We start from the raw sequence: 17,540 nt of genomic DNA on the forward strand, positions 1-17,540 counted from the left end.
GGTATATACCCGTAATCATTGAAGATGCTTGATTTTATCCGAAATGGAGATCATTATCCTCGCTATGAAAATATTCATTACCGATGAACAAAAAGCCGAACTTGAACATCTCCATCACACCTGCCGTGATAAGAGGGAGTGTGATCGCATCAAAGCGGTCCTGCTGGCCTCTGAAGGCTGGAGTTCAGTGATGATCGCTCAGGCCCTGCGTCTTCATGAAATGACCGTTAACCGTCATATCAGCGATTACCTTAATCAAGGTAAACTTAAATCTGATAATGGGGGGTCTGATAGTTTGCTTTCTCAAGAACAAACTGATTTTTTAATCAATCACTTATCTCAACATCTTTTCCATCACACCCATGAAATCGTGGCCTATGTTGCTCAGCTCTGGAATATTACCTTTAGCATTCCCGGCATGAATAAATGGCTACACCGTCAGGGTTTTTCTTATAAAAAACCTTGTGGCGTCCCTCATAAATTCGACGCAGAAAAACAGCGACAATTTATTGAATATTATGAGAATCTTAAAGTCACAGCGAAAGACGAACCCATCCTTTTTCTTGATGCTGTTCACCCGACTCAAGGCACCAAACTCGGTTATGGCTGGATGCGAAAAGGCGAGAAAAAAACAGTAAAAACAACAGGAAGCCGGACTCGCCTGAATATATTGGGCGCGCTCAACCTGAATGCCATTGGTCGTACGGTGTTCCAGGAATATCAAACCATCAATGACTACAACATTTGCTGTTTTTTCAATGAAATAAGAAAGTCTTATCCTGACTATCATCAAAAAATTCATCTTATTGTGGATGGGGCGGGTTACAACAAAGCTCATCTTGTTAAGGAGTGGGCTTATGTTAGCAATATTGAGTTACATTACCTTCCTCCCTATAGCCCAAATTTAAACCCAATAGAGCGATTATGGAAGGTCATGAATGAACAGGTTCGAAATAACCGTTATTTTGCGGATAAACATGAATTTCGAGACAACGTCTTCAAATTTTTCACCACAACGCTACCGGATATAGCGGACTCGCTGATGTCTAGAATTAACGACCATTTTCAGGTGCTAAAAACTGCATCTTGAAGTTTCTTGGGTATATATATCAAGGCCCGATGTTTAAACTCTTTCTAGAATAAAACCGGTAAAGTCAGCAGTTGCCTCTTCTGGAAGTTCTACAAATTGGTCTTTCAGCATGTAAATACGTAAAAGTCCTTCTTCATCTGTGTTTAATTCAACTGAACCGGTCGTAAAATTGAAGCTATTGACAACAAAGGATTCAGGGCCAAATGTGCGATTCTGTAAGCCAAAATAAGCGGGCAAGGCCCTTTGTGGTGTTAGTTGAGTCGATAAGCGTGCTGTACCCGTCAGTCGATATTTAACGTTAGGTTCCAACCCTGTTATTATTTGATCAATGACACCAGAGCTGGAATAGGTTTGGATGCTAAGAAAATTAACGCCATTCTCGGACAGGATTTCTACAGTTTCAGGGGTTGGGATTCTCCAGCCACGATATCCTTCGTTAAATGAACCATTAACCAGCTCTTTATTAGCGTTTTTTGTATCAGAATAATCTGCGCTATTTAGCATTTTCTTCATATCCATATATGAGTCCTTTTAAATGAATGGCAATTAAATTTAATTTTGCTTAATAATTTTTTCCTATAAATACTTTAGCAATAATGAAAAAATATTCAATCATGTTTTTTGATTGAAGATTAGGCTTGTGATAATTAATGTGAAAATAAATGACAGGGCTAAATTATTTCGATGGGAATTTATCTTAAAATAATTGAACTATATTCCAGTTAAGATATTAATTTATAATTTTTAAATTTATTTTCTCAACCAATTAAAACACCCAGAGCCGTGAACTCTGGATGTTTAAAATGTTAAAATATATCGAAGTTAAATGCTTAAGCTTGCTCTAAAATAAAACCGGTAAAGTCAGCGGTTTCTCCGTCTGGTCGAGGACCAACTTGGTCTTTCAATAAATAAACGCGTAAAAGTCCCTCTTGATCTGTACTTAATTCTACCGAACCGGTTGTAAAATCGGTGCTGTTTACAGCAAAAGTGTTGGGGCCTTCGGTGCGACTCTGTAAACCAAAATAAGCTGATGAGGCCCATTCTGATGATACGCGAGCTGTACCTGTTAGTTTATATTTAGTGTTAGGTTCTAATCCTTCGATAATTTGATCAATGACGCCAGAACCGGTAACGCTTTGGATTCTGATAAAGTGAACGCCATTTTCAGATAAGATTTCTACTGACTCAGGAGCTGGGATTCTCCAGCCGTTATATCCCTCTTCGAATGAGCCGTTAACCAGTTCTTTATGAGAGTTTTTCTTGCTATCAGAATAATCTTCATTATTCAGGATTTCTTGTACGTTCATATATTAGTCCTTTTTAAATAGATAGAAATGAATTTAATTTCTTTCAGCACTTTGTTTTTCGGGGGGGCACTTTATCAATAATGGGATAATACTCAATTGTATTTTTTGTTGGTGGTGAATTGTAATTTGTATAAATTAATACAAGAATAAATGAGTTATAAGCGCTTATCCTGATAGGTGTTTCTGTAGGCTAATTTGTTGCTCGTGACAATGCTCATTGTTGCAGAAATGTTATGTTGAAATATTAGTCACATTGAGAGAAAGAATAGAGTGAATAATGAGGTAATATCTATGACTGTTTGAAATTCATCGGATATATTTATATTAAATCTTATTTCTTATGATTATTTCTTGTTAAATACTCTTATCTAAAATAGAATTATTTTAGATAAGAGAAAATTAAATTATCGACCTAAATAGTTATCCCAATCTTTCCAGACAGGCTGTAATCCGGCTTTAATTAATGCGTCTGCGACCTGATAGACAGAACGGTTATCATGCGGCATAAATTGTTCCAATTCTTCGTGGCGACTATCTGCGTAACCACCGGGTTGGGTTTTCGAACCGGCACTAACGTTGTTGATTGCCAGTGGTATGATGTGATCGCGGAAGAATGGAGATTCACGAGTGGAAATAGACAGCTCAACATCTGGCGCAAATAGACGAAAAGCACAAATCAGTTGTACCAGTTCTGCTTCACTCATTAGCGATGCCGGTTCAATCCCTCCGGTACAAGGTCGTAAACGTGGGAATGAAATAGAGTAACGGCTTTGCCAGTATGTGCGTTGCAGAAAGAATAAATGCTCCGCCACCATATAGCAGTCTGTCCGCCAATGACTAGAAAGGCCAATCAATGCCCCTAAACCGATTTTATCGATTTTTGCCCGACCAAGACGATCGGGTGTTTCTAATCGCCAGTGGAAATCCCGTTTCTTACCTCGTAGATGATGCAACAGGTAAGTTGGTTGATGATAGGTTTCCTGATAAACCATCACGCCATCTAGCCCCAGAGTTTTTAATTCTGAGTACTCTTCCTGTGTCATAGGCTGGACTTCCATCATGATTGAGCTGAAATACTCGCGGATAAGCGGCAGATAGTGGCGGAAATAATCCATACCGACCTTGCCCTGATGTTCTCCGGTGACTAATAACAGATTGTTGAAGCCCAGCGCTTTAATCGCCTGACATTCGGCAATAATTTCATCTTTATTCAGTATCTTGCGTTTGATGCGGTTACTCATTGAGAACCCGCAATAGGTGCAATCATTGGCACACAAATTGGAGAGATAAAGTGGCACATAGAAACCTACGGTGTTACCGAAGCGTTGACGCGTCAGTTTTTGTGCCCGTTGTGCCAGCGGTTCGATGTAGGGTTTCGCTGCTGGTGAGAGCAAGGCCATAAAATCGTCCAGATTTAATTTGTTACTGCTTAATGCTTGTTCAACATCCTGCGCGGTTTTGCTATGAATGCGCAGGGTGATGTCATCCCAACTCAATTGTTGCCAGCGATAACTAAAATTGCTGTTCGTAAGATGATTCGTCATCAGAGCACTCTCAGGAAATCGGTCAGTGGACTGGATGCAACAGCGTGTTGTTTTGGACTTGCCCGGCCAGCTTGATAAGATAATTCACCCGCTTCAATCGCTATTCTGAAGGCTTGAGCCATTTTTACTGGATTACGTGCGACAGCAATTGCGGTGTTGACTAATACAGCATCCGCGCCTAGTTCAAGCGCTTCCAATGCATGGCTTGGTGCACCGATGCCGGCATCAATGACCACTGGCACTTGTGCTTGTTCAATAATAATTTGCAGGAAATCTCGGGTTAGTAGCCCTTGATTAGATCCGATCGGTGCGCCTAAAGGCATAACCGCCGCGCAACCCACTTCTTCCAGACGTTTGCACAAAACAGGATCAGCACTGCAATAGGGCAGAACGACAAACCCATCTTTGACCAACATTTCAGCGCCTTTGAGTGTTTCAATCGGGTCAGGTAACAAGTATTTCACATCAGGATGAATCTCCAGCTTGATCCAGTTGGTTGCCAGTGCTTCACGGGCCAGACGGGCGGCAAACAGGGCCTCTTCTGCGGTTTTGGCCCCAGAAGTATTTGGCAGCAATTTGACGCCAAGTTTTTGCAATGGCGCCAAAATAGCGTCATTACCGCTCTGCAAATCAATGCGTTTCATTGCCATCGTGACAAGCTGGCTGCCGGAAGCGGCTATAGCTTGAGTCATTAAATTTGCATTGGCGAATTTGCCTGTACCGGTAAATAGACGGGAATGAAAAGTCGTATCAGCAATTTTTAACATATCAACCTCCAGCAATAGCCTGAAACAAAAGGATATTGTCTCCATCATTAATTCGATGCGTATTCCACTCTGAACGCGGAATAATGGTTTGATTAATAGCCAGTGCCATTCCCGGTTGTGTTTGTTCAAGTTGTTCTAGCAATTGCTGTATAGCCAGAGAAGCCATAAGCTCCATCGGCTGGTCGTTTACCGTAATTTTCATGCCATATCTCCGCAAATCGGGCATTGCTGCGACCGGTTAAGTTGTAGTGTGCTCCAGCTTTGTTGTTTACCATCAAACAGTCGGAGTTTGCCGCTTAACGGAGAGGGAAGCCCAGTTAACATTTTGATGGCTTCTAATGCCTGTAATGTGCCGATGATACCGACTATCGGACCTAATACACCCGCAGTCCGGCAATTTCGTAGAGGCTCTTGCTGTTCAGGGTAGAGACAGTTATAGCAGCCATGAAGATAAGGGGGTTCAAATACCATAAGTTGGCCGCTAAAACCGACAGCACTGCCGCTGATCAACGGTTTTCGCGTTGCCACACAAGCAGCATTGATAGCGTGGCGGGTTGTCATGTTGTCACAGCAGTCGAGAACCAGATCGACTTGCTTCACGATTGTTGTCAGCGATTCCAGGTTCTGACGTTGATTAAGAACCATTGTTTTGATCAGCGGATTCAATGCATTGAGTTGATTGGCTGCAAGTTCAGCTTTTGCAGAAGGGATATCCTCAGTGCGGTAAAGTATTTGCCGTTGTAAATTGGAGATGTGTAAGTGGTCATCATCAGCGAGATAAATTGTTCCCACACCGGCTCCGGCCAGATAGAGAGAGGCAGGAGCGCCTAGTCCTCCCAGTCCGACAATCAATACGTGGCTGGATTTCAGTTTTTCCTGTCCTTCCGGGCCAATATCTTCGAGTAACAGTTGTCGGCTGTAACGCATAAATTCTTGATCATTCAGCATAAGAACCTCTCTACCCCTTCAACTCAATGCCTTCAACCAGATAAAGCAGTTGTGCAGTTGCCTGACGCCAATCCTTTGCTTTGGTAATGGCACTAACCAGCGCCACACTGCCAACTCCCGTTGCAATGACATCCGGTACGCGTTCAAGAGAAATTCCGCCGATGGCGACAGTGGAATAGTCTGGTGTGTTTTCTACCTGTCGTTTCAGTGCTTCCACTCCTTGTGGGGAAGATGGCATCGCTTTGGTTGTGGTTGGGAAAATGTGGCCGAGAGCGATATAAGATGGACGCAGGGATTTTGCTCTTGCCAGCTCTTGTTCATCGTGGGTAGAGATTCCTAACCGCAATCCCGTTTTTTGGATGGCGTTCAGATCAGCGATAACTAAATCTTCCTGCCCCAGATGAACACCATAAGCGCCATGTTTTATTGCCAGTCGCCAGTAATCGTTAATAAACAGACGAGCGTTGTATTGGCGACCGAGCATAATGGCTTGTTGAATCTCTTCTTCCACCTGATCTTCTGGTAGATCTTTAATTCTCAACTGAATTGTGGTGACGCCTGTCTGTAACAGGCGGGAAATCCACGCTAGCGAATCCACGACCGGATACAGCCCCAATCTGTGTTCAGTTGGGGCAAATGGTGCGTTAGGCAGATTGTTCATGGGATACATCCTCTACACTGTGATACAACTCACTACCGTGGGCGCGGAATGCTTCGGACATCTGTTCCATACCAGCGGCATAATCGCGTACTTCTTGAGAAATCTTCATAGAGCAGAATTTAGGCCCGCACATAGAACAGAAATGCGCAATTTTGCCGGAGGCTTGTGGCAAGGTTTCATCGTGATAGGCGCGAGCAGTATCGGGATCGAGCGCGAGATTAAATTGATCTTCCCAACGGAACTCAAAACGTGCTTTAGACATGGCGTTATCGCGGATTTGTGCGCCTGGGTGACCTTTGGCGAGATCGGCGGCGTGAGCAGCAATTTTGTAGGTAATCAGCCCTTGCTTAACATCATCTTTGTTTGGCAAGCCGAGATGCTCTTTCGGCGTCACATAACAGAGCATGGCGCAGCCAAACCAGCCAATCATGGCTGCACCAATACCGGAAGTGAAGTGGTCATAACCGGGTGCAATATCTGTTGTCAGGGGGCCAAGAGTATAGAAAGGCGCTTCATGACAATGTTCTAATTCTTCCGTCATATTGCGGCGGATCATCTGCATAGGAATATGCCCGGGGCCTTCGATCATCACTTGAACATCATATTCCCAGGCAATTTTGGTCAGTTCACCTAATGTATGTAGTTCTGCAAACTGCGCTTCATCGTTAGCATCCTGAATAGAACCGGGGCGTAGACCGTCTCCCAATGATAGGGAAACATCATAAGCGGCGCAGATTTCACAAATTTCACGGAAATGTTGGTAGAGAAAGTTTTCTTGATGATGAGACAGACACCATTTCGCCATAATTGAACCGCCGCGGGAAACGATCCCAGTAAGGCGTTTGGCGGTCATCGGTACATAGCGCAGTAATACGCCGGCATGAATGGTGAAGTAATCGACCCCTTGTTCTGCTTGTTCCAGCAAGGTATCACGGAATATTTCCCAAGTGAGATTTTCCGCCCCGCCATTGACTTTCTCCAGTGCCTGATAAATAGGGACTGTACCGATAGGAACCGGGCTGTTACGTAAGATCCATTCGCGGGTTTCGTGGATATAACGGCCAGTGGAGAGATCCATTACCGTATCTGCGCCCCAACGAGTGGACCAGATTAACTTTTCTACTTCTTCCTCAATCGAAGAGGTGACTGAAGAATTACCGATATTGGCGTTAACCTTCACCAGAAAATTGCGACCAATAATCATCGGTTCTGATTCAGGATGATTGATATTGGCAGGGATAATTGCCCGACCAGCCGCGACTTCCTGACGGACAAATTCTGGTGTGATATTTTCCGGCAACTGAGCGCCAAAACTTTGTCCGGGATGTTGTTGGCGTAACACATCACCGCGGATACGTTCACGTCCCATATTTTCCCGTAGTGCGATAAATTCCATTTCCGGCGTGATGATGCCTTGACGAGCATAGTGCAGTTGAGTAACGCGTTTGTCTTTACGGGCTTTTAATGGATGGGGGCGATGATTGAAACGTAAATGATCGAGACCGGCATCCGTCAGGCGTTGCTGAGTAAAATCGGAGCTGAGGGCGGCAACAGGTTCAGTATCTTGGCGTTCGTCGATCCAGGGTTGACGTAGTTGAGTTAACCCAACATGTACATCCAGCTTGGCATCAGGATCGCCATAAGCGCCGGAAGTATCATAAACCGGAATGGCTTCGTTTTCTTCATACTGAGGTTCTTCTTTGGTGCCACCAATTAACGTGGGAGATAATTGAATTTCACGCATTGGAACTTGGATATCGTCACGGGAACCTTGAAGATAAATTCGTCGTGAATTTGGGAAGGTCACGCCTTGAATAGAATTAATAAATTCTTGGGCGGCATCGCGTTGAGCTTTACGTGGGCGTGCCGGATCGGGTTTTGGTGAAATATCGGTTGTAGGGATAACAGTATTATGAGACATAGCAAATTCCTAAACTGTGTTATTGGGAAAGTTGCTTGTCTGGAGCTCGCAGGCAAATGAGTAAGAGTAATATAATTGATGGCTGGACAGACCTGTAAAAAATTGGGTGGGCTGACAGCGGTTGATTACTCTTGTTCCCTTCGCGGGTATTAACCCGATCAGGTTCCGCGGATCCCGAATTAACGGTCTCAGCCTGTGTATGCTGCGATAAAACAGCTTACGCTAGGCACTCCGACAAGAAAGTAAGCAGTAGTATAGAAGGGATTATGAAAACTACAACCCCTACTGATTGAAAGTATTTACAGTGACCAGGTTAATTGTTGCCAGCCATGTTGTTGTGCTTCGGTTTTTAAATGGGCATCAGCATTGACCGTAATTACCTCATCGGCAAATTGACACATTGGGAGATCATTAATTGAATCACTGTAAAAGCGAATAATTTTGGGATAACTATTTTTCTGTTCCAGCCACTGTTTTATCCGTTTTACTTTACCTTCACGAAAAGTCGCAATTCCATCTATTTTACCGGTATAACAGCCATTTTCTATTACCATATCAATGCCCAGTGCCGTGTGAATATTCAATTCGGTAGCAATCTTTTTTACAATAAAAGAGACTGTGGCTGAGATGATCATAATTGGGATTTGTTGCTGTTGATACTCTGCAATAAGAGCTTTAGCTTGCGGATAAAATCGAGGTCTTATTTTTTCGTTAACAAATTCAGTCAGCCAAAGATCAACTTGTTCTTGTGGAACTTGGTGCAAGGTTTGCAGGCTAAATGCCAGATAATCATTCATATCCAGTGAACCCGCGCTGTAATCAGCCATCATTTTTTTATCTGCTTCGATAAAAGTTGGATCAGTAATGACACCTTTTTCCCATAAAAACGTGGTCCATATAGCGCTGGAATCACCGGAAATTAAGGTGTCATCCAGATCAAACACGGCAAGCAATTGAGACATGGTGTTGTGCTCCTCAGATCAAAGTCTATTTAATCGTTGAGAATAATGCCTATTACTGCCAGATCGGGCAATATGGTCTATGACAATAGTAATAAAGCACGCTTTTCTGATTAGAAAGCGTATGATTTATACCCTATGGATTTCAAGATGGATTGCGACGGCAAGGGAGTGAATCCCCGGGAGCATAGGTAACGATGTGACCGGGGTGAGCGAGTGCAGCCAACAAAGAGGCAACTTGAAAGATGACGGGTATATACAGATATTAAAATTAAGATGTCATAGTGATGATGATGCAACAACAAATTACAGGTACAGAACATGGCTGGTGGATTATCAGCAATGAAAATCGTATTTGGCTCCCGAAAGGTGAGTTACCTTTTGGAATGGCAACTCAATGGTCACTGCAAGGAAAAATAGCCTTGCCTATTGGTGAGTGGCAAGGCGAAAAAGTTTGGCTTATCCGTCAGAAAATGGTTTCAAATATGGTTTCTTTACGGCAAATTGTTGCAAGTGATCGTGGCTTGTTTCAATTAGCTGGCCGAGGAGTGCAATTGGCAGAGTTTTATCGCTCTCATCAATATTGTGGTTATTGTGGTAATGAAATGCACCATAGTGTCAGTGAATGGGCTTGTCTGTGTCATCACTGCCATGAACGTTATTATCCGCAGATTGCACCTTGTATTATTGTCGGTATTCGTCGGGATGATCATATTTTGCTGGCTCAACATCAGCACCATCGTGGAGGGGTGTACACAGTATTGGCGGGATTTGTTGAAGTCGGTGAAACACTCGAAGAAGCTGTTGTCCGCGAAGTGATGGAAGAGAGTAATATTAAAATTCGCAATTTACGTTATGTGGCTTCTCAACCGTGGCCTTTCCCTCATTCATTAATGATGGCATTTCTGGCTGATTATGACAGTGGTGAGATCCGCCATGATCCGCAAGAGCTGATTAGTGCGGATTGGTATCACTATGATCAATTACCATTGATTCCACCACATAATACTATTGCCCGTCGGTTGATTGAAGATACGATTGTTCTATGCCGAAATACGTGATGTACAGTTTGGCGCAATTCAACGGGAGAGATTTACCTATCATGTTACAATGAGGTTCTAATTCATTGTAGTCAGATTATGTTGCGGCCAATAAATATAGATGGAGCCTGTCATGAATGCGCTGAAAAACGATCGTTATTTGCGAGCTTTATTACGCCAATCTGTTGATGTTACCCCTGTTTGGATGATGCGCCAGGCTGGCCGCTATTTACCTGAGTATCAGGCTACTCGTGCTAAAGCCGGTGATTTTATTGCTTTGTGTAAAAACACTGAGCTCGCTTGTGAAGTCACTTTACAACCTTTGCAGCGTTATCCGCTGGATGCGGCAATTCTCTTCTCTGATATTCTCACTATTCCTGATGCTATGGGGTTGGGACTCTATTTTGAAGCCGGTGAAGGTCCGCGTTTTAAATCTCCGGTTTTCAGCCGTGCTGATGTGGAAAAACTGCCAGTGCCTGATCCGGAAATGGAGTTGAGCTATGTGACGGATGCCGTGCGTGCGATTCGTAAGGCACTCGCGGGCCAGGTTCCTTTGATCGGCTTTTCTGGTAGCCCGTGGACACTGGCAACTTACATGGTGGAAGGTGGTAGCAGCAAGGCATTCACTAAAATTAAAAAAATGATGTATGCCGAACCTACCGTGATGCATCTGTTGCTGGATAAGCTAGCAGACAGCGTTATTCTTTATCTCAATGCTCAGATTAAAGCAGGTGCTCAGTCTGTGATGGTTTTCGATACTTGGGGTGGAGTACTGACGGGGCGGGATTATCGGGAATTTTCCTTACATTATATGCACAAAATTGTTGATGGTCTGATCCGTGAAAATGAAGGTCGTCGTGTGCCAGTGACACTGTTTGCTAAAGGTGGTGGACAATGGCTGGAAGCAATGGCTGAAACCGGTTGTGATGCGCTTGGTTTGGACTGGACGACAGATATTGCCGATGCACGCCGTCGTGTGGGGAATAAAGTCGCTTTGCAGGGTAATATGGACCCATCTATGTTATACGCCTCTCCAGAGCGGATTGAGCAGGAAGTTTCGACAATTTTGCAAGGTTTTGGGACGGGTTCTGGTCATGTCTTTAACCTTGGTCATGGTATCCATCAGGATATACTGCCGGAACACGCGGGGGTATTTGTCGAAGCGGTACATAAACTTTCAGCTAAATATCATCAGTAAAAATATGATTAATACGAAAGCATTACGTCAGGAACAAATAGCAAAGGCTCAACAGGTTATCTGTTATGATGATTTTTCCCCACCTAAATTGATTGCGGGTGCTGATGTGGGTTTCGAACGACAGGGAGCAATTACCCGTGCAGCGATAGCGGTTCTCTCTTATCCTGCTCTTGAACTGGTGGAATATCAGATAGCGCGAATTGAAACTACGTTGCCTTATATTCCCGGTTTACTCTCTTTCCGTGAATATCCTGCATTAATGGCTGCTTGGCAGTTGTTGAAATACAAACCTGATCTAGTCATGGTGGACGGTCATGGCATTGCTCATCCACGTCGTTTAGGTGTAGCTAGCCATTTTGGTTTATTAGCTAATGTGCCCACAATTGGTGTGGCAAAACGTCGTTTATGTGGTGAAAGTGAACTATTGGGAGAACAGCCCGGCAGTTGCCAACCTTTGCTTGATAAAGAGGAACAGATTGGTTGGGTATGGCGAAGTAAAAAACGTTGTAATCCGTTGTATATTTCTACAGGACACAGAATCAGTCTTGATAGCGCATTGCTATGGGTGGAACGTTGTATGAAAGGTTATCGCTTGCCTGAAACAACCCGTTGGGCAGATGGTATAGCCTCAAATAGACCATTTTTTGAACAAATGATACAGAAAAATCCTTAAATTCGGTGTAAGCGTGTGGATATTCTTGAATTTCAGGTAAACTGCGGAGCAAATTGTGCATAATGAGTAAAAGCTAATGTTACGGAACCCGATACATTTACGGCTGGAAAAACTTGAAAGCTGGCAGCATCTGACCTTTATGGCAAGTTTATGCGAACGGATGTATCCAAATTACCAGATGTTCTGTTGCCAGACGGCATTTGCAGAACCTGCTCTTTACCGCCGTATTCTGGATTTGGTGTGGGAAATATTAGTTGTAAAAGATGCCAAGGTGAATTTTGATAATCAGCTGGAAAAGTTGGAACAAATTATTCCCTCAGCGGATGATTACGATATTTACGGTGTGTACCCGGCGATTGATGCATGTATTGCATTAGGGGAAATTATTCACTCCCGTCTGAGTGGTGAAACATTGGAGCATGCAATTGCAGTGAGTGAAATTTCAATCCGCACTGTTGCTATGCTTGAAATGACTCAGGCCGGAAAAGAAATGACTGATGAAGAACTGAAAATATTACCGGCTATTGAACAAGAGTGGGACATCCAATGGGAAATTTATCGCTTATTGGTTAGCTGCGAAGAGCGGGATATTGAGTTGATTAAAGGATTGAAAGCTGACCTCCGGGAGTCAGGAACGAGCAACATTGGTATAAATTTAACGCAGTAAAGTGAAAAAACGTGATTTAATGCTTTAAATGCCATGTTCAAAGACTTCACTTTTGCCCCCACTCTGTTCTACATTTGGGGGGTGAAAAGAAGTGGCTATCGGTGCGTGTATGCAGGGGTGCTGTCATTCGGCATATCCGTCGCACTCGATGCTTTGCAAACGATAAACACACTGTAAGGATAATCTATGAATAAGACTGAATTAGTTGATGCAATCGCAGAAAGCACAGAACTGACTAAAGCTCAGGCAAAAGCTGCTCTGGAATCAACTTTGAATGCAATCACCGAATCCCTAAAAGCGGGCGATTCAGTACAACTGGTAGGTTTTGGTACTTTTAAAGTTAACCACCGTGCAGAACGTACTGGTCGTAACCCGCAAACCGGTAAAGAAATTACCATCGCGGCTGCAAACGTACCTGCTTTCTCTGCTGGTAAGGCTCTGAAAGACGCAGTTAAATAATTTCATTGCAAAAAAGAAAAAATAGAAGGGGTATTATTTATCCCCTTTTGTTGGTTCGTCAGGGGCTGATGACACTAGGATTCGTCTTCGCGCTCAGCGCCTGTACCAATCAACCTAAAGAACCTTCTTTCAGCGCAAGTGGATTCATTGCCGATGATGGTGTTGTCCGCTTGTGGCGTCTCAACGATCAGAACAGTAAACCTCGGGTGCTGATGAGTGTTTACAGCCCCTACCGTAATGACAATACCGTCGTGACTTTTTATGAATATAAGCAGGGAGATTTGCGCCAAATTCGCCGTGAAATTTTGAATGATAAAAATCCACTATCTGAACAACTTCGTTTGAATAAATCCGGTGATGTGATTTTTATGCAAAAGCAGTCGAAAACGCGACGAGAGCGACTTTCCAGCGATGATATTGTTCGTATGCAGTTTGATGCTAAACGGACGCTTGAATTAAGTGATGCGTTGATAGTGGGAAATGTGCGTTTGGTGCAAGGGCACTGGAATAACGGTAAAGTCACTACCTGTGCAGGTGAAACGATTTCCCTTGAGTTTGAACCTTACGCGAGGTCATGGCTTGAACAGCGCGAAAAAAGTAGCTACAGCCAGTTAACTATTGCTTGGTTGGAAGCGCCTGCTGGCCGCGAATTATTGTTGGTAGCTAATAATGACTTTTGTCGTTGGGAACCGACGAAGGACAGTCTCTGACCCTCGTCAGTTTTATGATTATTTCAATCGGTTAATTGCCCGATATCCGATATCCTTGCGGTAAAAACAGTTATTCCATTCAATCTCTTCTGCTTGTTGGTAAGCATTTTTCTGTGCATCTATAATGGTTTCTCCTAATGCTGTAACACACAGAACGCGTCCACCGGCGGTAATAACATCATTGTCTTTCATTGCTGTACCAGCATGGAAAACCTTGCTACTTTCATTTTCTTGTTGGGGCAAGCCATGAATGATATCCCCTTTGTGATAATCAGCAGGATACCCTCCGGCAGCGAGTACCACACCCAGAGCAGGGCGCTCATCCCAATCAGACGTTTTACCCGCAAGCTCGCCTTTTGCACCAGCTAGACAGAGTTCAACAAGATCGGAGCGCATACGCATCATGATGGGTTGTGTTTCTGGATCACCAAAGCGACAGTTAAATTCAATCACTTTGGGTTCGCCATTTTGGCTGATCATCAAGCCGGCATAAAGAAAACCCGTATAGACATGACCCTCAGCAGCCATACCATTAACAGTAGGATAAATAATCTCTTCCATAATGCGTTGGTGGATTTCATTGGTGACGACTGGTGCGGGAGAATAGGCTCCCATTCCGCCAGTGTTTGGGCCGGAGTCACCATCACCTATGCGTTTATGATCCTGACTGGTTGCCATCGGAATAACATTCTTACCGTCGACCATAACGATAAAACTAGCTTCTTCACCTGTTAGAAACTCTTCAATAACAATACGATGGCCTGCATCACCAAACGCATTTCCGGCTAGCATATCTTTTATGGCGGACTGGGCTTCTTCCCGTGTTATCGCAACAATCACACCTTTACCCGCAGCCAATCCGTCAGCTTTTATAACAATAGGAACGCCGACTTTATCTAGGTAGGCAAGAGCGGGTTCGATAGCTGTAAAATTCTGATAAGCCGCAGTTGGGATTTGATGACGTGCTAGAAAATCTTTGGTAAATGCTTTTGAACCTTCTAATTGAGCGGCTGCCTGAGTTGGACCAAAAATAGTCAACCCTGCTGTTTGGAATGCATCGACGATACCTAACACTAATGGTACTTCAGGGCCGACGATAGTCAGCCCAATATCATGGCTTTGTGCAAATACTAACAAGCCGTTGATATCTGTCGCTGAGATATCAATATTTTCAAGATTGCTTTCCAGAGCAGTTCCTGCATTTCCTGGAGCGACATAGATTTTATCAGCTAAAGGAGATTGAGCTGCTTTCCATGCCAGCGCATGTTCGCGTCCACCGCTACCAACAATTAAAATATTCATCAGATTAACTCCTGCTATTGATTAGTGGCGAAAATGGCGCATGCCGGTGAAAATCATAGCAATACCGTGTTCATCAGCCGCGGTAATTACTTCGTCGTCACGGATTGAACCGCCGGGTTGGATAATGCAACTTACGCCGACAGCCGCAGCGGCATCAATGCCGTCACGAAATGGGAAAAAGGCGTCAGACGCCATTGCGCATCCTTGGACTTCCAAGCCTTCATCGGCTGCTTTAATCCCCGCAATTTTTGCGGAATAGACACGGCTCATTTGGCCAGCACCAATACCAATGGTCATATCATTTTTTGCATAAACAATGGCATTAGATTTGACAAACTTAGCGACCTTCCAGCAGAACAGAGCATCTTTCATTTCTTGTTCGGTGGGATGACGTTTGGAAACCACACGTAGGTTAGTTACTGCAACCATACCAAGATCGCGATCTTGTACCAGTAAGCCACCATTAACTCGTTTAAAATCAAGGCCAGCAGCCCGGTCCTCCCATTCACCACATACCAGAACGCGGATATTTTGCTTGGTTGCCAGCACAGGTAAGACATCTTTATTTACTGAGGGGGCAATAATTACCTCGACGAATTGACGGTCGATAATGGCTTGTGCAGTTTTAATATCAAGTTCGCGGTTGAAAGCAATAATACCGCCGAAAGCGGAGGTTGGATCTGTTTTGAATGCGCTATCATAAGCTTCGTGGATATCTTTACCAATGGCTACACCGCATGGGTTAGCGTGCTTAACAATAACGCATGCAGGCTCCACGAATTCCTTAACACATTCCAGCGCTGCATCGGTATCAGCAATGTTATTATAGGAAAGAGCCTTACCTTGTAACTGAGTTGCAGTTGCAATGGATGATTCAGAAAGATTCTCTTCTATATAGAATGCAGCATCTTGGTGGCTGTTCTCACCGTAACGCATATCCTGCTTTTTAATGAAATTCAAATTCAGAGTACGAGGGAAACGTCCTGATGGTTGAGTCGTATCACCATGATAAGGAGGAACCAGCTTGCCAAAATAGTTAGCAATCATGCTGTCATAAGCCGCGGTGTGTTCAAAAGCCTTAATGGCTAAATCGAAGCGGGTTGATTGTGTTAATGACCCCTGATTGTTATCCATCTCTTCAATGATTTTTTTGTAATCCTTACTATTTACCACAATCGCTACATCTTTATGGTTCTTAGCCGCAGAGCGAACCATAGTTGGACCACCGATATCAATGTTTTCAACGGCATCTGCCAAAGTACAATCTGGTTTAGCTACGGTCTGAGCGAATGGATATAGATTCACAACCACCATATCGATCGGTGAGATTTGGTGTTGTGCCATGATTTCATCATCTTGTCCGCGGCGGCCAAGGATTCCGCCATGTACTTTAGGATGCAGCGTCTTAACACGGCCATCCATCATTTCAGGAAAACCGGTGTAGTCTGAAACTTCAGTAACCTTTAGATCTGACTCAGCGAGTAAACGCGCTGTGCCACCAGTAGAAAGCAATTCGACACCGCGTTGAGATAAGGCTTTTGCAAATTCAACAACCCCTGATTTATCGGAAACGCTAAGCAGGGCACGATGGATTGGACGAAGCTGTTGCATTGATTTGATCCCTTGGATTTTGTAAGGCAGTAACATGTTATTGGGAAGAACCCACTACACCCGTTATCTTTCAAGTTACCTCTTTGTTGGCTGCACTCGCTCACCCCGGTCACATCGTTCGCTATGCTCCCGGGGATTCGCTTCCTTGCCGTCGCGATGCATCTTGAAATCCATAGGGTATATACCAGGACATAAAAAATGGGCACTGCAATAACATTTCAGTATAGTCAGATAAAATCGCTTGATGATTTTAACCACCGAATTGTAACGAAAACGTTTGCGTGATGCTCGATAAATTTTCATCCAACTAGCCATATGTGGATAAATCTGTTGGTAAGTAGGTATAAAGTAGAGCTTTGCTGTGGAATTAATCAAACGATCAATTTTTTTCAAAATAATTATTGCCAGCGTCAAAGAATTCCCTATAATGCGCCACCACTGACCGACACAACGCTGATAAACATTGTGAGGTCGGGCAGAGAACCGGCGCAATAAGCGCTTGACTCTGCGGGCGAACAGCGTAGTATACGCAGCCCGGCTGAACGAGAATGTTATTTTTTATGTCAGCCTGCTCTTTAACAATTAATCAGACAATCTGTGTGGGCACTCACAAGACCGTATCACAAAAAAATACGTTTTAAAGTCTTGAAGAGTGAACAACAGTTAATTCATTACGAAATAAT

18 protein-coding genes and 1 riboswitch are annotated in these 17,540 nt (G+C 43.8%); of the genes, 7 read left to right on the forward strand and 11 right to left on the reverse strand.

The genetic code is table 11. The annotated features are described in order from the left end of the window. Positions 1–64: 64 nt before the first annotated feature. Complete coding sequence (locus PluTT01m_RS02430) at positions 65–1,090, forward strand: IS630-like element ISPlu19 family transposase (protein WP_011144720.1); 1,026 nt, start codon at positions 65–67, stop codon at positions 1,088–1,090. 33 nt (positions 1,091–1,123) lie between these two features. On the opposite strand, the gene PluTT01m_RS02435 is transcribed toward PluTT01m_RS02430, so the two are convergent. From PluTT01m_RS02435 to PluTT01m_RS02475, 9 genes are all read right to left on the reverse strand, one after another. Continuing rightward, complete coding sequence (locus PluTT01m_RS02435) at positions 1,124–1,609, reverse strand: hypothetical protein (RefSeq protein ID WP_011144864.1); 486 nt, start codon at positions 1,607–1,609, stop codon at positions 1,124–1,126. Between the two features lie 311 nt (positions 1,610–1,920). Then, entirely contained in the window at positions 1,921–2,397 is a 477-nt protein-coding gene (locus PluTT01m_RS02440) for a carbohydrate binding domain-containing protein (protein ID WP_011144865.1), read from the reverse strand. Between the two features lie 404 nt (positions 2,398–2,801). Further along, positions 2,802–3,941 carry a 2-iminoacetate synthase ThiH gene (gene thiH / locus PluTT01m_RS02445; RefSeq protein WP_041379891.1) on the reverse strand — a complete coding sequence of 380 codons (1,140 nt, stop codon included), beginning with the start codon at positions 3,939–3,941 and terminating at the stop codon, positions 2,802–2,804. After that, positions 3,941–4,708, reverse strand: a complete 768-nt coding sequence (locus tag PluTT01m_RS02450) for a thiazole synthase (protein WP_011144867.1) — start codon at positions 4,706–4,708, stop codon at positions 3,941–3,943. The genes thiH and PluTT01m_RS02450 overlap by 1 nt, the downstream gene beginning before the upstream one ends. Before the next feature lies 1 nt (position 4,709). Next, positions 4,710–4,910 (reverse strand): sulfur carrier protein ThiS, encoded by a 201-nt coding sequence (thiS, locus tag PluTT01m_RS02455; protein ID WP_011144868.1) that lies wholly within the window; start codon positions 4,908–4,910, stop codon positions 4,710–4,712. After that, positions 4,907–5,656: a HesA/MoeB/ThiF family protein gene (locus PluTT01m_RS02460; RefSeq protein ID WP_011144869.1), complete on the reverse strand. Its 750-nt coding sequence runs from the start codon at positions 5,654–5,656 to the stop codon at positions 4,907–4,909. Before PluTT01m_RS02460 ends, thiS begins: the two co-directional genes overlap by 4 nt. Positions 5,657–5,666: 10 nt before the next feature. Continuing rightward, a complete protein-coding gene (gene thiE, locus PluTT01m_RS02465) occupies positions 5,667–6,317 on the reverse strand; it encodes a thiamine phosphate synthase (RefSeq protein ID WP_011144870.1) in 651 nt (216 codons plus the stop codon). Further along, on the reverse strand, positions 6,301–8,238 hold the full coding sequence (gene thiC, locus PluTT01m_RS02470) for a phosphomethylpyrimidine synthase ThiC (protein WP_011144871.1): 1,938 nt from the start codon (positions 8,236–8,238) through the stop codon (positions 6,301–6,303). Before thiC ends, thiE begins: the two co-directional genes overlap by 17 nt. A 118-nt stretch (positions 8,239–8,356) precedes the next feature. Beyond that, a riboswitch (TPP riboswitch) is annotated at positions 8,357–8,482 on the reverse strand. 55 nt (positions 8,483–8,537) lie between these two features. Next, a complete protein-coding gene (locus PluTT01m_RS02475; RefSeq protein WP_011144872.1) occupies positions 8,538–9,200 on the reverse strand; it encodes an HAD family hydrolase in 663 nt (220 codons plus the stop codon). A gap of 290 nt (positions 9,201–9,490) precedes the next feature. Here PluTT01m_RS02475 and nudC point away from each other — a divergent pair, with 290 nt between their 5' ends. The 6 genes from nudC to PluTT01m_RS02505 all read left to right on the forward strand — a co-directional run bounded on the left by nudC (position 9,491) and on the right by PluTT01m_RS02505 (position 13,944). Beyond that, positions 9,491–10,258: an NAD(+) diphosphatase gene (nudC, locus tag PluTT01m_RS02480; protein WP_041379892.1), complete on the forward strand. Its 768-nt coding sequence runs from the start codon at positions 9,491–9,493 to the stop codon at positions 10,256–10,258. 112 nt (positions 10,259–10,370) lie between these two features. Continuing rightward, positions 10,371–11,435, forward strand: coding sequence for a uroporphyrinogen decarboxylase (gene hemE / locus PluTT01m_RS02485; protein ID WP_011144874.1), 1,065 nt, complete (start codon positions 10,371–10,373; stop codon positions 11,433–11,435). Positions 11,436–11,439: 4 nt separating this feature from the next. Continuing rightward, the gene (nfi, locus tag PluTT01m_RS02490; RefSeq protein ID WP_011144875.1) at positions 11,440–12,108 is read left to right on the forward strand and encodes a deoxyribonuclease V; all 669 of its coding nucleotides are present in this window, start codon (positions 11,440–11,442) and stop codon (positions 12,106–12,108) included. 76 nt (positions 12,109–12,184) lie between these two features. Next, the gene (locus PluTT01m_RS02495; protein ID WP_011144876.1) at positions 12,185–12,775 is read left to right on the forward strand and encodes a YjaG family protein; all 591 of its coding nucleotides are present in this window, start codon (positions 12,185–12,187) and stop codon (positions 12,773–12,775) included. Positions 12,776–12,961: 186 nt separating this feature from the next. Continuing rightward, complete coding sequence (hupA, locus tag PluTT01m_RS02500) at positions 12,962–13,234, forward strand: nucleoid-associated protein HU-alpha (protein WP_011144877.1); 273 nt, start codon at positions 12,962–12,964, stop codon at positions 13,232–13,234. A 68-nt stretch (positions 13,235–13,302) separates the two neighbouring features. Further along, positions 13,303–13,944 carry a DUF1481 domain-containing protein gene (locus PluTT01m_RS02505; RefSeq protein WP_041379893.1) on the forward strand — a complete coding sequence of 214 codons (642 nt, stop codon included), beginning with the start codon at positions 13,303–13,305 and terminating at the stop codon, positions 13,942–13,944. An 18-nt stretch (positions 13,945–13,962) separates the two neighbouring features. On the opposite strand, the gene purD is transcribed toward PluTT01m_RS02505, so the two are convergent. Beyond that, entirely contained in the window at positions 13,963–15,246 is a 1,284-nt protein-coding gene (gene purD / locus PluTT01m_RS02510) for a phosphoribosylamine--glycine ligase (RefSeq protein ID WP_011144879.1), read from the reverse strand. A 21-nt stretch (positions 15,247–15,267) separates the two neighbouring features. Further along, positions 15,268–16,857 carry a bifunctional phosphoribosylaminoimidazolecarboxamide formyltransferase/IMP cyclohydrolase gene (gene purH / locus PluTT01m_RS02515; protein ID WP_011144880.1) on the reverse strand — a complete coding sequence of 530 codons (1,590 nt, stop codon included), beginning with the start codon at positions 16,855–16,857 and terminating at the stop codon, positions 15,268–15,270. Positions 16,858–17,540 lie beyond the last annotated feature (683 nt).

Origin of the sequence: Photorhabdus laumondii subsp. laumondii, from assembly GCF_003343245.1 — a bacterium.
GTDB classification, from domain to species: Bacteria; Pseudomonadota; Gammaproteobacteria; order Enterobacterales; family Enterobacteriaceae; genus Photorhabdus; species Photorhabdus laumondii.

What these genes read in the sequence shown, in the direction of transcription:
- thiS (WP_011144868.1), bottom strand. Translation starts at nt 4,910, where the DNA reads ATGAAAATTACGGTAAACGACCAGCCGATGGAGCTTATGGCTTCTCTG.
- PluTT01m_RS02505 (WP_041379893.1), top strand. Translation starts at nt 13,303, where the DNA reads ATGACACTAGGATTCGTCTTCGCGCTCAGCGCCTGTACCAATCAACCT.
- PluTT01m_RS02450 (WP_011144867.1), bottom strand. Translation starts at nt 4,708, where the DNA reads ATGTTAAAAATTGCTGATACGACTTTTCATTCCCGTCTATTTACCGGT.
- purD (WP_011144879.1), bottom strand. Translation starts at nt 15,246, where the DNA reads ATGAATATTTTAATTGTTGGTAGCGGTGGACGCGAACATGCGCTGGCA.
- PluTT01m_RS02495 (WP_011144876.1), top strand. Translation starts at nt 12,185, where the DNA reads ATGTTACGGAACCCGATACATTTACGGCTGGAAAAACTTGAAAGCTGG.
- hupA (WP_011144877.1), top strand. Translation starts at nt 12,962, where the DNA reads ATGAATAAGACTGAATTAGTTGATGCAATCGCAGAAAGCACAGAACTG.
- PluTT01m_RS02440 (WP_011144865.1), bottom strand. Translation starts at nt 2,397, where the DNA reads ATGAACGTACAAGAAATCCTGAATAATGAAGATTATTCTGATAGCAAG.
- nfi (WP_011144875.1), top strand. Translation starts at nt 11,440, where the DNA reads ATGATTAATACGAAAGCATTACGTCAGGAACAAATAGCAAAGGCTCAA.
- PluTT01m_RS02435 (WP_011144864.1), bottom strand. Translation starts at nt 1,609, where the DNA reads ATGGATATGAAGAAAATGCTAAATAGCGCAGATTATTCTGATACAAAA.
- thiE (WP_011144870.1), bottom strand. Translation starts at nt 6,317, where the DNA reads ATGAACAATCTGCCTAACGCACCATTTGCCCCAACTGAACACAGATTG.
- PluTT01m_RS02460 (WP_011144869.1), bottom strand. Translation starts at nt 5,656, where the DNA reads ATGCTGAATGATCAAGAATTTATGCGTTACAGCCGACAACTGTTACTC.
- nudC (WP_041379892.1), top strand. Translation starts at nt 9,491, where the DNA reads ATGCAACAACAAATTACAGGTACAGAACATGGCTGGTGGATTATCAGC.
- PluTT01m_RS02430 (WP_011144720.1), top strand. Translation starts at nt 65, where the DNA reads ATGAAAATATTCATTACCGATGAACAAAAAGCCGAACTTGAACATCTC.
- purH (WP_011144880.1), bottom strand. Translation starts at nt 16,857, where the DNA reads ATGCAACAGCTTCGTCCAATCCATCGTGCCCTGCTTAGCGTTTCCGAT.
- thiH (WP_041379891.1), bottom strand. Translation starts at nt 3,941, where the DNA reads ATGACGAATCATCTTACGAACAGCAATTTTAGTTATCGCTGGCAACAA.
- hemE (WP_011144874.1), top strand. Translation starts at nt 10,371, where the DNA reads ATGAATGCGCTGAAAAACGATCGTTATTTGCGAGCTTTATTACGCCAA.
- PluTT01m_RS02475 (WP_011144872.1), bottom strand. Translation starts at nt 9,200, where the DNA reads ATGTCTCAATTGCTTGCCGTGTTTGATCTGGATGACACCTTAATTTCC.
- thiC (WP_011144871.1), bottom strand. Translation starts at nt 8,238, where the DNA reads ATGTCTCATAATACTGTTATCCCTACAACCGATATTTCACCAAAACCC.